This window comes from Mycoplana rhizolycopersici (assembly GCF_013378445.1).
In the GTDB taxonomy this organism is placed as follows: Bacteria; Pseudomonadota; Alphaproteobacteria; order Rhizobiales; family Rhizobiaceae; genus Mycoplana; species Mycoplana rhizolycopersici.
Window position 1 is genome coordinate 165,605 of record NZ_JABXYK010000006.1, and the last position, 12,702, is coordinate 178,306.

Annotated in this window: 10 protein-coding genes; 8 read left to right on the top strand and 2 right to left on the bottom strand. The window is 62.3% G+C overall.

Features of this window, described 5'->3' with window-relative positions; genetic code table 11:
• Nucleotides 1-70 precede the first annotated feature (70 nt).
• Genes bamA through lpxB form a run of 6 tightly spaced genes read left to right on the top strand, consistent with a single transcriptional unit; the run spans nt 71 to nt 6,884 of the window.
• On the top strand, nt 71-2,431 hold the full coding sequence (bamA, locus tag HV823_RS11820; protein WP_176949923.1) for an outer membrane protein assembly factor BamA: 2,361 nt from the start codon (nt 71-73) through the stop codon (nt 2,429-2,431).
• A 50-nt stretch (nt 2,432-2,481) separates the two neighbouring features.
• Nucleotides 2,482-3,543, top strand: a complete 1,062-nt coding sequence (gene lpxD, locus HV823_RS11825; RefSeq protein WP_176949924.1) for a UDP-3-O-(3-hydroxymyristoyl)glucosamine N-acyltransferase — start codon at nt 2,482-2,484, stop codon at nt 3,541-3,543.
• Nucleotides 3,540-4,007 (top strand): 3-hydroxyacyl-ACP dehydratase FabZ, encoded by a 468-nt coding sequence (fabZ, locus tag HV823_RS11830; protein ID WP_176949925.1) that lies wholly within the window; start codon nt 3,540-3,542, stop codon nt 4,005-4,007. Before lpxD ends, fabZ begins: the two co-directional genes overlap by 4 nt.
• Nucleotides 4,004-4,819 carry an acyl-ACP--UDP-N-acetylglucosamine O-acyltransferase gene (lpxA, locus tag HV823_RS11835; RefSeq protein ID WP_176950082.1) on the top strand — a complete coding sequence of 272 codons (816 nt, stop codon included), beginning with the start codon at nt 4,004-4,006 and terminating at the stop codon, nt 4,817-4,819. Before fabZ ends, lpxA begins: the two co-directional genes overlap by 4 nt.
• A 5-nt stretch (nt 4,820-4,824) precedes the next feature.
• Nucleotides 4,825-5,703: an LpxI family protein gene (locus HV823_RS11840; RefSeq protein ID WP_176949926.1), complete on the top strand. Its 879-nt coding sequence runs from the start codon at nt 4,825-4,827 to the stop codon at nt 5,701-5,703.
• Entirely contained in the window at nt 5,700-6,884 is a 1,185-nt protein-coding gene (gene lpxB / locus HV823_RS11845; protein ID WP_176949927.1) for a lipid-A-disaccharide synthase, read from the top strand. Before HV823_RS11840 ends, lpxB begins: the two co-directional genes overlap by 4 nt.
• A gap of 30 nt (nt 6,885-6,914) precedes the next feature.
• Here the strand turns inward: lpxB and gltA are convergent, their stop codons facing one another.
• Nucleotides 6,915-8,204 carry a citrate synthase gene (gene gltA / locus HV823_RS11850; protein ID WP_176949928.1) on the bottom strand — a complete coding sequence of 430 codons (1,290 nt, stop codon included), beginning with the start codon at nt 8,202-8,204 and terminating at the stop codon, nt 6,915-6,917.
• Between the two features lie 300 nt (nt 8,205-8,504).
• Between gltA and HV823_RS11855 the strand changes: the two genes are divergently transcribed.
• Nucleotides 8,505-10,949: a ComEC/Rec2 family competence protein gene (locus HV823_RS11855; protein WP_176949929.1), complete on the top strand. Its 2,445-nt coding sequence runs from the start codon at nt 8,505-8,507 to the stop codon at nt 10,947-10,949.
• A 25-nt stretch (nt 10,950-10,974) separates the two neighbouring features.
• On the opposite strand, the gene lexA is transcribed toward HV823_RS11855, so the two are convergent.
• A complete protein-coding gene (gene lexA, locus HV823_RS11860; protein ID WP_176949930.1) occupies nt 10,975-11,685 on the bottom strand; it encodes a transcriptional repressor LexA in 711 nt (236 codons plus the stop codon).
• A 637-nt stretch (nt 11,686-12,322) separates the two neighbouring features.
• On the opposite strand from lexA, the gene HV823_RS11865 reads away from it, so the two are divergent.
• Complete coding sequence (locus tag HV823_RS11865; RefSeq protein ID WP_176949931.1) at nt 12,323-12,652, top strand: helix-turn-helix domain-containing protein; 330 nt, start codon at nt 12,323-12,325, stop codon at nt 12,650-12,652.
• Nucleotides 12,653-12,702 lie beyond the last annotated feature (50 nt).

The following is a 12,702-nucleotide window of genomic DNA, read 5'->3' on the forward strand; positions in this document are numbered from 1 at the left end:
AAAACGGCAGCGTGACCGGAGTCGGGTACGAATTCGCCGCGAGACATTGAAACAAAGGTAAGTTGTGAAAATGAAAGCTGGTTCAAGATTTTTGAACGCGGTGTCTGCCGTTGCCCTTTCCACGAGCATGGTGGTGGCTGGTGGAGCAGCCGTCTCGCTCGTTGCCGTCAGTGCTGCGCAAGCCGCTGTCATCCAGCGAATCGATGTGCGTGGTGCGACCCGTGTCAGCCCTGAAACCGTTCGGGCCAATCTGACCATCCAGCCGGGCAAGACCTTCAGCAACTCCGATATCGACGCTTCGGTCCGTCGCCTTTTTGGAACTGGCTACTTCTCCGACGTTCGCATCAGTGTCTCCGGCAGCACGCTCGTCGTTGTCGTCGACGAGAACCGTCTGATCAACCAGGTCGTCTTCAACGGCAACCGCAAGATCAAGGACGACAAGCTTGCAGGAATCGTCCGTTCCCAGTCGCTCGGCCCGTTCAGCGAGTCGACGATCGAAAGCGACATTCAGTCGATCAAGGACGCCTATGCGGCGATCGGGCGCAGCGATGCGACGGTCACGACGCAGACCTACGATGTCGGCAACGGTCGCGTGAATCTTGCTTTCGTGATCAACGAAGGCGATCGCACGAAGATCGCGGGGATCAACTTCGTCGGCAACAATGCCTATAGCGACGGTCGCCTGCGTTCTGTCGTGAACACGAAGAAGTCCGGACCGCTATCGTTCCTGACCCGCAAGGACGTCTATGACGAGATGAAGATGCGCGCCGACGAAGAGGCGCTGCGCCAGTTCTACTTCAACCGTGGCTATGCCGACTTCCAGGTCGTCTCTTCCGATGCCGTTCTGGACGAGAGCACGAACGAATACACCATCACCTTCACCGTCGAGGAAGGCGAACGTTACAAGTTCGGCGACATCACGGTCGAATCGACAGTCGAAGGTGTCGATGCGAACGAGCTGAGGGCGCTGCTGGAATCGCGCGCCGGTGAAGTCTACCGCGCCAACGATGTTCAGGATTCGATGTCGGAGATTTCCCGCGTCGTGTCGGCGAGAGGCTATCCGTTTGCCCGTGTCACGCCCCGCGGCAACCGCGATTTCGCGAACCATACGATTGCGGTGGATTATCTGGTCGACCAGGGCGATCGCGCCTATGTCGAGCGGATCGAGATCCGCGGCAACACCCGCACGCGCGATTTCGTCATCCGTCGCGAATTCGACATCAGTGAAGGCGACGCGTTCAACCAGGAGGTCGTCAACAGCGCCAAGCGGCGCCTGGATGCCCTCGGCTTCTTCTCGACGGTCAATATCACTACCGCTCCGGGCAGCGCGTCCGACCGCGTCGTTCTCATCGTCGACGTTCAGGATCAGTCGACCGGTACCTTCGGTATCGGTGCTGGCTATTCGACGGGCAGCGACGGCGGCTTCAAGCTGGAAGCCTCGATCGAAGAGCGCAACTTCCTCGGACGCGGACAGTACATCCGCATCGCCGCAGGCGGCGGTTCGGATACGCGCAATTACAACCTTTCGTTCACGGAGCCGTATTTCCTCGGTTACCGTCTTGCTGCCGGTTTCGACATCTTCAGCAACACGGACGATTCGGAAGACTTCTACGACGTCGACAACCGGGGCTTCACGCTGCGCGTGACGGCGCCGATCACCGAGGATCTGTCGACGACGCTGCGCTACAACTACACCAAGTTCGACTACACGACGAGCGTGGACGAGGAAGAGGATCTGGCGAAGGCGCCGGAAGATCGCAAGTTGTCGCGTCCTTATTGGGATGCTGTCGATGGCAGCCCCTGGGTGCGTTCGTCGATTTCTCATTCGATGACCTACGATACGCTTGATGACCGCAAGCTGCCGCGCGACGGTATCTATGCGACCTTCACGCAGGAATTTGCGGGCGTCGGCGGCGACTCCGATTTCTACAAGATCTACGGTAAGGCGCGTTACTTCCGCACGCTCTTGGAAGATGCCGACGTCATCGGTTCGCTTTCTGCGGGTGCGGGCTACATGACGCCGACCAGCGGCGACCTGCTCGTATTCGACCAGTTCCAGCTGAACGCCAACGACCTTCGCGGTTTCGAAAGCGGCGGCATCGGCCCACGCATGGCCAATGGCGATGCGCTCGGCGGTACCACCTACTTCACCCTTTCGGCCGAGACGTCGTTCCCGCTGCCATTCATCGCGCGTGACGCCGGTTTCCGTGGCGCATTCTTCGCTGACGCCGGCACGCTCTACGGCAACGACGTCGATATCGGAGACGACAGCGCCCGTGGTACGAGTATGGCCTGGCGTGCATCCGTCGGTGCGAGCTTGATCTGGTCGTCGCCGTTCGGTCCGCTGCGTGTCGATTACGCGGTTCCGGTGGTCAAGGAAGACTTCGACAAGACGCAGCGGTTCAAGTTCGGCATTTCGTCGAGCTTCTGATCCTGGCAGTCCAGAACTGCGTAGAACGGACTGTTCTGGAGTCTATGCTGATGGAACACAATTGGTTCTTCCCGCCGCATGACGGCGTTCGCCTCGACGATCTGGCGACGCGTCTTGGGGCGGAACTCTCCGACCAGGGAGCGGCCGCAAAGGTCGTGCGCAACGTTTCGCCCGTCTATCGGGCGAAGGACGGCGACCTTTGCTATCTTCTTTCGCGCAAGGGCAAGGCCGAGCTTGAAACCTGTCAGGCGACGGCGATCCTTTGCGACCCGTCTCTGGCCTCTCTGGTCCCCGCGCACATCACGGTTCTGCTGACACCGCGCGCGCACATGGCTTTTGCCCTTGCCGGCGAAATCCTCCAGCCTGCCGCCATGCGGCCTGCCTTTGTCACCTCGGACGTCTCCGGTGTCTCGCCCATGGCCTATGTCGATTCGACAGCGCGGCTCGAGGCGGATGTCATTGTCGAGCCGATGGCTGTTATCGGTGCTAATGTCGAGATAGGCGAGGGAACGCGCATCGGGCCGGGCGTCGTGATCGGGGCGGGTGTCCGGATCGGCCGGGACTGCACCATATCGGCAGGCGCGAAGATCCAATGCGCCCTGATCGGCAACCGCGTCATTCTCCATCCCGGCGCCTGCATCGGGCAGGACGGTTTCGGCTACGGTCCGAGCCCCAAGGGCGGCATGATCAAGATCGTCCAGGTCGGACGGGTGATCATACAGGACGATGTTGAGATCGGCGCGAATACGACGATCGACCGCGGAACGATGGACGATACCGTCATCGGAGAAGGCACCAAGATCGACAATCAGGTGCAGATTGGCCACAACGTCCGGATTGGCCGTCATTGCGGCATCGTCAGCAAGGTCGGGATTGCAGGCAGCACGACTGTCGGTGATGGCGTGATGATCGGCGGCGCTGCCGGTGTCAACGGTCACATCAAGATCGGCGACGGCGTCCAGATCGCTGCGATGAGCGGCGTGGTGTCGGACGTTCCCGCCGGCGAACGCTATGGCGGCATACCGGCAAGGCCGATGCGCGACTTTCTCCGGGACGTGGCAGAGATGACGGCGCGAATCAACAACAGAAAAAAGACGGGTGACAAGGAATGAGCGAGGAAAAGAAGGAGGCCCTGGGCGTCGCGGAACTGAAGGATATCCTGAAGCTTCTGCCGCACCGCTACCCGTTCCTCCTGGTTGACAAGATCATCGAGATCGATGGCGACAACTCCGCGATCGGCGTGAAGAACGTCACCGTCAACGAGCCCCAGTTCACCGGGCATTTTCCTGATCATCCGATCATGCCGGGCGTTCTCTTGATCGAGGGAATGGCGCAGACGGCTGGCGCCATCTGCGCGCGCAAGACCGGCACGGGCACCAATCTCGTCTACTTCATGACGATCGACAATGCCCGTTTCCGCAAGCCGGTCGTGCCCGGTGACCGGGTCGAGTATCATGTGGTCAAGCAGAAGCAGCGCGGGAATATCTGGAAATTTCATTGCGACGCAAAAGTTGATGGGCAACTTGTCGCCGAAGCTGATATCGGCGCGATGATCGTCAACAAGGAAGACGCCTGAACATGATTGCTGCCAGTGCCAAGATCCATCCGTTGTCCGTCGTCGACGATGGGGCGGTGGTCGGCGAAAACGTCGTCGTCGGTCCGTTCTGCCACGTGGGGCCGAAGGTCGTTCTGGGTGACGATGTCGAACTGCTGACCCATGTCGTGGTCTCAGGGCGCACGACCATCGGCCGCGGCACGCGCATCTTTCCGTCGGCGGTCATTGGCGGCGATCCGCAGAGCATTCATCACGCCGGTGAGGAGACGACGCTGACCGTCGGTGAGCGCAACGTCATCCGCGAAGGCGTGACGATGAACACGGGGACGACGGGCGGCGGCGGCAAGACGGTCGTCGGCGACGACAACCTGTTCCTGGCCTATTCGCACATCGCCCACGACTGCATCGTCGGCAACGGCGTCATCCTGTCGAACAACGTCATGCTGGCGGGCCACGTGACGGTCGAGGACCGCGCCATTCTCGGCGGCGGCTCGGCGGTGCACCAGTTTGCCCGTGTCGGCCGCCATGCTTTCGTCGGAGGACTTTCGGCCGTCGCCTACGATGTCATTCCCTACGGCATGCTGAACGGCAATCCCGGCATCCTTGGCGGCATTAACGTCGTCGGCATGTCGCGTTCGGGCATGGACAAGGCGACGATCCATCGCGTCCGTCGCGCCTTCAAGCAGATCTTCGAGGGCGACGGCTCGATCCGCGCCAACGCAGCCGCCATCCGAGACGAGTATTTCGACAGCGAGCAGGTGCTGCACATCCTCGACTTTATCGCCGCCGACAGCGATCGGGCACTTTCCTCGCCGAACCGAAACAAGGGCTGAGCCACATGGAGGCCCCCCGGCCGGAGACGGGCTCGCGGCTGGGCATCATCGCCGGCGGCGGCCGGCTGCCGCTCTATGTGGCCGAGGCCGCCCGGGTTCATGGCGAAGATCCCTATATCCTGGCCCTGACAGACGAATCCGAACAGGATTGGACGGGGTTCGACCACGCCGTTGTCGGCGTCGGTGACTATGGCGGCCTGAGCCGGATATTCGCGCGCGAAGGCATCGGGCGCGTGGTTCTGTCGGGAGCTGTCCGGAGGCGGCCGGAATGGCGCGAAATCCGCCCGAACATCCGCACGCTCCTGCAGGTTCCCGCCATCATTCGCACGCTTTTGAACGGCGGCGACGATACGGTGCTAAAAATGGTTATCCGCCTGATCGAGGCGAACGGAGTGCGGGTCGTCGGCGCCGACGAGATCGCGCCGGAGTTGCTGGCGTCGGAAGGACCCATTGGCGAGATGTCGCCGGATGCCGATGATCGCCGCGATATCGCAGCCGCGTCCGCTGCGGCGCTCGCGCTGGGGGCGCTCGATGTCGGGCAGGGCGCTGTCGCCGTCGGCGGGCGCGTGATCGCGCTCGAGGGGGCCGAGGGGACGGACCAGATGCTGGAGCGGGTGACGGCGCTGCGCCAGGAGGGACGGATATCCCGCCGGCGGAAAGGGGTGCTCGTCAAGCTGTGCAAGCCGCGCCAGGATACGCGGGCCGATCTGCCATCGATCGGCGCGGACACGGTGCGTCGCGCCGCGGCGGCAGGTCTGGCCGGCATTGCCTGCGAGGCGGGTCGGTCGCTCGTGCTCGACCGCGACCGGCTGGTGGAGGAGGCAAACCGGGCCGGGCTGTTCGTGACCGGTATCGTGCCGCGTGTCGGGGGAGAGGGAAAATGACCCGGTCGCTCAAACTGGCCGTCATCGCCGGGGAAGTGTCCGGCGACCTTCTCGGCGGCGACCTCGTAGCTGCGTTGCGACGACAGGTTCGAAACGAGATTTCGCTCGTGGGCGTCGGCGGTGAGGCCCTTCAGGCCGAGGGGCTCATATCGCTGTTCGATTATTCCGAGCTGTCGATCATGGGATTTTCACAGGTCGTGGCGAAGCTGCCGAAGTTGATGCGGCTGATACGGCAGACCGCTGCTGCCATCGTTGCCGCACGGCCGGACATGCTGGTCATCATCGACAGCCCGGATTTTACCCATCGCGTCGCCCGGCTTGTCCGCAAGGACCTGCCCGATCTCCCGGTCGTGAACTATGTCTGCCCGAGCGTCTGGGCGTGGAAGGAGGAGCGCGCGCCGCGCATGCGCTCCTACGTCGACCACGTCCTTGCGGTACTGCCGTTCGAGCCGTCGGTGATGGCGCGGCTGCAGGGGCCGCCGACGACCTATGTCGGGCACCGGCTTTCCAGCGACCCGCACGTGGAAGCCGTCAGGTCTGCCCAGATGGCGAAGGCCGCACCGCTGCTTGGCAGCGGCGAGCGGCGGACTTGCCTGTTGCTGCCGGGATCGCGGGCCGGGGAGATCAGTCGGCTGCTGCCGGCCTTCGGTGAGGCGGTCGCGGAGCTGTCGACAGGCGAGGTCCAGTTCGAATTTCGTCTGCCGACCGTTCCCCGCCAGGCGGAACTGGTCCGCAAGATCATTGCGGACTGGCCGGTGAAGCCGGCGGTCACCGTGGAAAATTCCGAAAAGTGGAAGGCGTTTCAGGCGGCGGATGTCGCCATCGCGGCGTCGGGCACTGTTCTGCTCGAACTCGGTCTCGCACGCGTGCCGGTCGTGTCCTGCTACAAGCTGGACTGGATCGCAAAACTGATGACCCGCAAGATCAAGACCTGGACCGGGGCCCTGCCGAACCTGATTGCGGACTATCCGGTGATACCGGAATACCTGAACGAAGTGGTCCGCCCCGGAAGCCTGGCGCGCTGGGCCGTGCGCCTGTCGCATGACACGCTGCAGCGCCGTGCGATGCTGGAAGGCTTCGATCTTGTCCACTCGCGGATGCGCGAGGAGCGATCGCCTGGCGACAAGGCCGCGGATGTCATCATCGACGTGCTGAAACAAAAAAAGCCCGGCCTGATCTGACCGGGCTTTTATTGTGATGGGCGGCGAATATCAGCGCTTGGAAACGGGCACGTAGTCGCGCTTCGGTGCACCGATATAGAGCTGGCGCGGACGGCCGATCCGCTGCTCCGGATCCTCGATCATTTCGTTCCACTGCGCGATCCAGCCGACGGTACGAGCCAGCGCAAACAGAACGGTGAACATGGTGGTGGGGAAGCCCAGCGCCTTCAGCGTGATGCCGGAGTAGAAGTCGATGTTCGGATAGAGCTTTTTCTCGATGAAGTATTCATCGGTCAGCGCGATGCGCTCCAGTTCCATCGCGACTTCGAGCATCGGGTCGTCCTTGATGCCGAGTTCGCCCAGAACCTCATGCGTGGTCTTCTGCATGATGCGGGCGCGCGGGTCGTAATTCTTGTACACGCGGTGGCCGAAGCCCATCAGGCGGAACGGATCGTTCTTGTCCTTGGCCCTGGCGACATATTCCGGAATACGGTCGACGGAGCCGATTTCGGAAAGCATGTTCAGTGCTGCCTCGTTGGCGCCGCCATGGGCCGGACCCCACAGGCAAGCGATGCCGGCCGCGATGCAGGCGAACGGGTTGGCACCCGAGGAGCCGGCAAGGCGAACCGTCGAGGTCGACGCGTTCTGCTCGTGGTCTGCGTGCAGGATGAAGATGCGGTCCATCGCGCGCGACAGCACCGGATTGACGACATACTCCTCACACGGGACGGCAAAGCACATGCGCAGGAAGTTCGAGGCGTAGTCGAGATCGTTCTTCGGGTAAACGAAGGGCTGGCCGATGTGGTACTTGTAGGCCATTGCCGCAATCGTCGGCATCTTGGCGATCATGCGCAGCGAAGCAACCATGCGCTGATGCGGATCGGTGATGTCCGTCGAGTCGTGATAGAAGGCCGACAGGGCGCCGACGCAGCCGCACATCACGGCCATCGGGTGGGCGTCGCGGCGGAAGCCGGTGAAGAAGCGCGACATCTGCTCGTGCACCATGGTGTGGTGCGTCACGCGGTAGTCGAAGTCGTCCTTCTGGGTCTTCGTCGGCAGTTCGCCGTAGAGCAGCAGGTAGCAGACTTCGAGAAAATCGCCATGTTCTGCAAGCTGTTCGATCGGGTAACCGCGATGCAGCAGAACGCCTTCGTCGCCGTCGATATAGGTGATCTTGGATTCGCAGGAGGCCGTCGAGGTGAAGCCTGGGTCGTAGGTGAAAGTTTCGGTCTGCTTGTACAGCGTGCCGATGTCCACCACCGACGGACCGATCGTACCCTGTCGCAGGGGCAGCTCCACCTTCTTGTCACCGATGGTGACGTCCGCGCTCTTTCCCGTCATGAGGACCTCCATTGCTTCATTGTGGCACGGGCGTGCCCAAACCTTGCGGTGCCGCTTTGCTACCCCATTTGCCCCGCCCTGCCAAGCAGAACTAAAGGCACATTTGTGCGATGCAATACGACGCCCCGGCAACGCAATATCTACTCTTCCGCGTCAGTTGCAAGCAACTTATAAGGGAGCTGCCGGGATTATTGAGGTGGCATTCTTTTTCGATGCGTATGCGTGGCGTTAACTCTTTTCAGTTGCGGGCCTAAATCCTGAGTTGCAGTATGGCGAGGTCTGGGGGCGAGGGGCTTCGACATGGCATTGGGACCTGCGACAAATGCCGCCAAGCCGGTGCGGCTACCGGTCGAGACGCCGGCGACCGCGTTGCCTACCATTCGGCAGGAGGCCACGCCACGGGCGACGGAGCGCTCGGCGCAGGCGGTTCGCGCCACAAAAGCCGTTCTGTCGGCCGTATTCGATGCCGGACGCCTTGGCGCAGCCTGGCGCAGCGAGAGGGAGTATGGAGCGGGGTTTCTCTTCATCCCGCTCTTCGTCGGGGGCGGCGCCTGGAGTTGGTATCTCTATGCACCAACACCGTATTTGCTGGTCATCGGCCTTGTCACAGCGGGCCTCGCGTCCTGCGTGACATGGCATCGGCCGGGGATGCTGCCGCCCGCCATACGGCTCGGCTTTTTCCTGCTTCTCGGGCTGGTCCTTGCGGCGATCGAAAGCTTACGGTTGTCGACCGTGCTGCTCGATCAGCCGGTGACGACGTTCATTGCTGGGCAGGTATTGTCGCGGGAGGCTGACGATCGGGGGCGCATGCGCTACCGCGTCGCTCTGGAGCGCACGGAAGATCCCGTGTTGAGGCGGCCGCCGTCCGTTGTCAACCTGCTTGCCCGCAGCCCTCATGAGGCGGTCGCCATCGGCGGGACGATCGCGGGGCGCGCGCGACTAAGCCCGCCCTCCGGCCCCGCCTTGCCCGGCCTGAACGATTTCGCCTTCGATGCCTATTTCGCCGGCACTGGCGCGGTTGGCTTCTTCTATGGCAGGCCGACGGCACTCCCTCCAGCGCCCGCCGCCGATGGCGGCACCCTTGCCATCGACGCCAGCAAGATGATCGCCGGCTGGCGCAATGCGATCACCGAGCGGATCCGCGGCCAGATCGGCGGCGATGCCGGGGCGATTGCCGCAGCGCTCGTGACCGCCGAGCAGCGTGGCATCAGTCCGGATACGGTCGAGGCGCTGCGCCAGGCCGGGCTGGCGCATGTGCTTGCGATCTCCGGCCTGAACATGGTGCTGGCCGCAGGCACCTTTCTTGTCGGCGCCCGCCTGCTGCTGGCGCTCCTGCCCGGTATTGCTGAGCGATATGCCGTCAAGAAGATCGCCGCCGCCGGCGGACTGGTGATGGTGACGCTGTACATCCTGATCTCGGGCGGCGCGATTTCCGCCATCCGCTCGTGGCTAATGATCGTCGTCATGCTGACCGCGGTACTGTTCGATCGCGTCGCGATCAGCATGCGCAACATCGCCTTGTCGGCGCTGATCATCCTGGTCGTGACGCCATCGGCGGTCACGGGCCCAGGCTTCCAGATGTCTTACGCTGCGACACTGGGGCTTGTCGCCGGCTATGCCGCCTGGCGCGAGCGTTCCATTCATCGCGAACGGCCGAAGAATCCCTATCTCCGGCTGGCGGAGGCGGCATCGACCTTCTTTGCCGGATTGCTTCTCTCCTCGCTGATCGGTGGTGCTGCGACGTTCATCTATTCCGTCGGCCATTTTCACCGCATTCCGGCATATGGGCTCGTTGGCAATCTCGTCGCCATGCCGATCATCTCGATCGTGGTGATGCCGATGGCGGTCATTGCGATGATGCTGATGCCGTTCGGGCTCGATTGGCTGCCGCTGAAGATCATGGGCTGGGGCATCGAGTGGATGATCGCCATGGCGGCGTGGGTCTCGGGCTGGGATGGCGACATCGTGACCGGGCGCCTACCTGCGCCGGCCTTCGTCCTCATCGCGCTTGGCGGTGGGCTCATCTGCCTGTTCCGCACGCGCCTGGCTTTCGTGGGCCTTTTGCCGGTTGCGGCAGGGGTGGCGCTCGCGATGGCCGATGGACCGATGTCCCGGCCGCAACTTCTCGTTTCAGAGGACGCAAAACTCGTCGCGCTTGTTTCAGGCGATGGCGTGGCGACCAACCGGCCACGGCCTCCGGGCTTCCTCTATGACCAGTGGCGCCGTGCCTTGCAGCTTTCCACGCATCAGCCGCCACGCTTGCTCACCGACTTAGATCGAGGAGGGCAAGGTGAAAGTGCGGCGGCGCCCGAACTCGGACACGGCAAGGATCGCGGCAGGTTGAGCGAGGCCGAACTTGCCCGGGCGCGCGCGGAGATACCCGCGGCCCTCGCCGACGCGGCTGACGAGGGGCGTTTCCTATGCCGGCGCGCGGCTTGGTGCGCCGGCGTGGCACAGGCAGGCTGGCGTGTCGTGTGGATAGAAAACCCAGGCTATCTCGGGGTCGCCTGCGACAGCGCCGAAATTGTCGTTTCCACCCATTATCGTGGCTTGGAAGCCTGTCGCTCCGGTAGTCGGCTGGTCACGGCGGGTTCGCTACGAAGAACCGGCGCTCTGGAATTCTCGCCCGTCAAGGATGCGCGCCTGGCCACCGATCGCCCCGCCTACACAGTCACGCAAGCGGTTACGGCACTCGATCGTCCCTGGAACCGGCACCGCCTCTATGACTGGCGAACGAACCGATAAGCCGACGCGCCGGAAGACGCGACACCTACTGATAGCGGCGAATGAGGCCGACGAGCTTGCCCTGGATCTTGACGCGGTCGGGTCCGAAGATCCTGGTCTCGTAGGCCGGGTTTGCCGCCTCGAGCGCGATCGAGGCGCCTTTGCGGCGGAAGCGCTTCAGCGTCGCCTCCTCGTCGTCGACAAGTGCCACGACAATGTCTCCGGGAGAGGCGGTGTTGATGTTGCGGATGATGACGGTATCGCCGTCGAGAATACCGGCCTCGATCATCGAGTCACCCTTGACCTCCAGCGCATAATGCTCGCCCCCGCCAAGCATTTCCATCGGTACGGCAATGTCGTGCGTGTTGTTCTGAATAGCCGAAATCGGAACGCCAGCGGCGATCCTGCCCATGACCGGCACCGATACCGAACCTTCGGCTGCCGCTGGCGCCTGTTTTTCCTCGGCCGGCCTGGCCTTGCCGAGGCTGCCTTCGATGACCGATGGCGAGAAGCCGCGGCGCGCCTTCAGGCTTGGCGTATAGGCCTCGGGCAGTTTGATGACCTCAAGCGCCCGCGCCCTGTTCGGCAGCCTGCGAATGAAGCCCCGCTCTTCGAGCGCCGTGATGAGACGGTGGATACCCGACTTGGAGGCGAGATCCAGCGCGTCCTTCATTTCGTCGAAAGAAGGCGGAATACCGCTCTCCTTCATCCGTTCGTGAATGAAGAGAAGCAATTCCTGTTGCTTGCGGGTCAGCATGGCTCATCCACCAGAATCTTGAAACAAATACGGAACAAACACTATCTGTTCCATATGTGTTCCGCAAGCCTCTAAATTTCCGCGAACATATTGGAGGCGCGAAAGCGAATCCGGTTTCTGGCGGTATAACCAAGCTTCTGCGGCTGCGTTCATCCGAATATCGTCAGTGAAAGGTTAGGGCACCGCGCGATCGTCCCCTTCCTCGTGCGCTATCCGCCTATCGCGCCGGGGCTGCAGGCAATTGCGGTGGAGCAAGTTGACGCGGCAATCAAAGCTGTTAAAAAGCGAACCATCGAGTGATTGGGTAGAAAAGCGGTGGCAAATGCCGTTTTCGAGAAATCCGGAATTCTTGGTTTTCTCAATCTGATCGATCAGATGGAAGAGTGTCCGAGTGGTTTAAGGAACCGGTCTTGAAATTCTATTTCGCCGGTCCTCGCTCATCCCAATTGATCCCAACAATCCCCGGCTTATCAGTGCATTGACGGCGACAGCGTGGCTGTCGGTGCCGAACGATACCTGAACGTGCCGCGGAGTTCAGTTGCAAAAATCGTAGCAATCTGTTCTGCTATCGTTCTCCGGCCTTTTCCTCGTTGGGTCGGGACGATCCAGCGACATTGAAGGTGCGACGGGACGCGATATGCCTGACAAGAACGGTGACGAGAAGCTGCTGTACAGTGCCGCCGAGACGGCTAGGCTTTTGAGCATATCCACCAAGACGCTCCGAGAGTTCGTCCGTGCAGGGGAGATCGTCTATGTCCCCCTCGGCCGCGGGAGGACGAAGCCGCGCCTCGGGTTCCACCTGGACGACATCAACGACTTCGTCAAAGGACGGAGGGTGCGCGAGCCTCTGCCGGCTACCACACGAACTGTAAGAACTACGTCAATCCATCAGTCTCCGGTCTATAGCTTCATGGCGCTCCGCGAACAGCGAAACGCAGAAAAACAGGCGAAGAAAAACAAGAAGTAGGCGGCACCGGACCACCTACTGGCTGGCAGCCATGCCGGCGTGGTTGCCTG

Coding starts and splice junctions, on each gene's coding strand:
- bamA (WP_176949923.1), top strand. CDS start 71: ATGAAAGCTGGTTCAAGATTTTTGAACGCGGTGTCTGCCGTTGCCCTT.
- lpxD (WP_176949924.1), top strand. CDS start 2,482: ATGGAACACAATTGGTTCTTCCCGCCGCATGACGGCGTTCGCCTCGAC.
- fabZ (WP_176949925.1), top strand. CDS start 3,540: ATGAGCGAGGAAAAGAAGGAGGCCCTGGGCGTCGCGGAACTGAAGGAT.
- HV823_RS11840 (WP_176949926.1), top strand. CDS start 4,825: ATGGAGGCCCCCCGGCCGGAGACGGGCTCGCGGCTGGGCATCATCGCC.
- lpxB (WP_176949927.1), top strand. CDS start 5,700: ATGACCCGGTCGCTCAAACTGGCCGTCATCGCCGGGGAAGTGTCCGGC.
- gltA (WP_176949928.1), bottom strand. CDS start 8,204: ATGACGGGAAAGAGCGCGGACGTCACCATCGGTGACAAGAAGGTGGAG.
- HV823_RS11855 (WP_176949929.1), top strand. CDS start 8,505: ATGGCATTGGGACCTGCGACAAATGCCGCCAAGCCGGTGCGGCTACCG.
- lexA (WP_176949930.1), bottom strand. CDS start 11,685: ATGCTGACCCGCAAGCAACAGGAATTGCTTCTCTTCATTCACGAACGG.
- HV823_RS11865 (WP_176949931.1), top strand. CDS start 12,323: ATGCCTGACAAGAACGGTGACGAGAAGCTGCTGTACAGTGCCGCCGAG.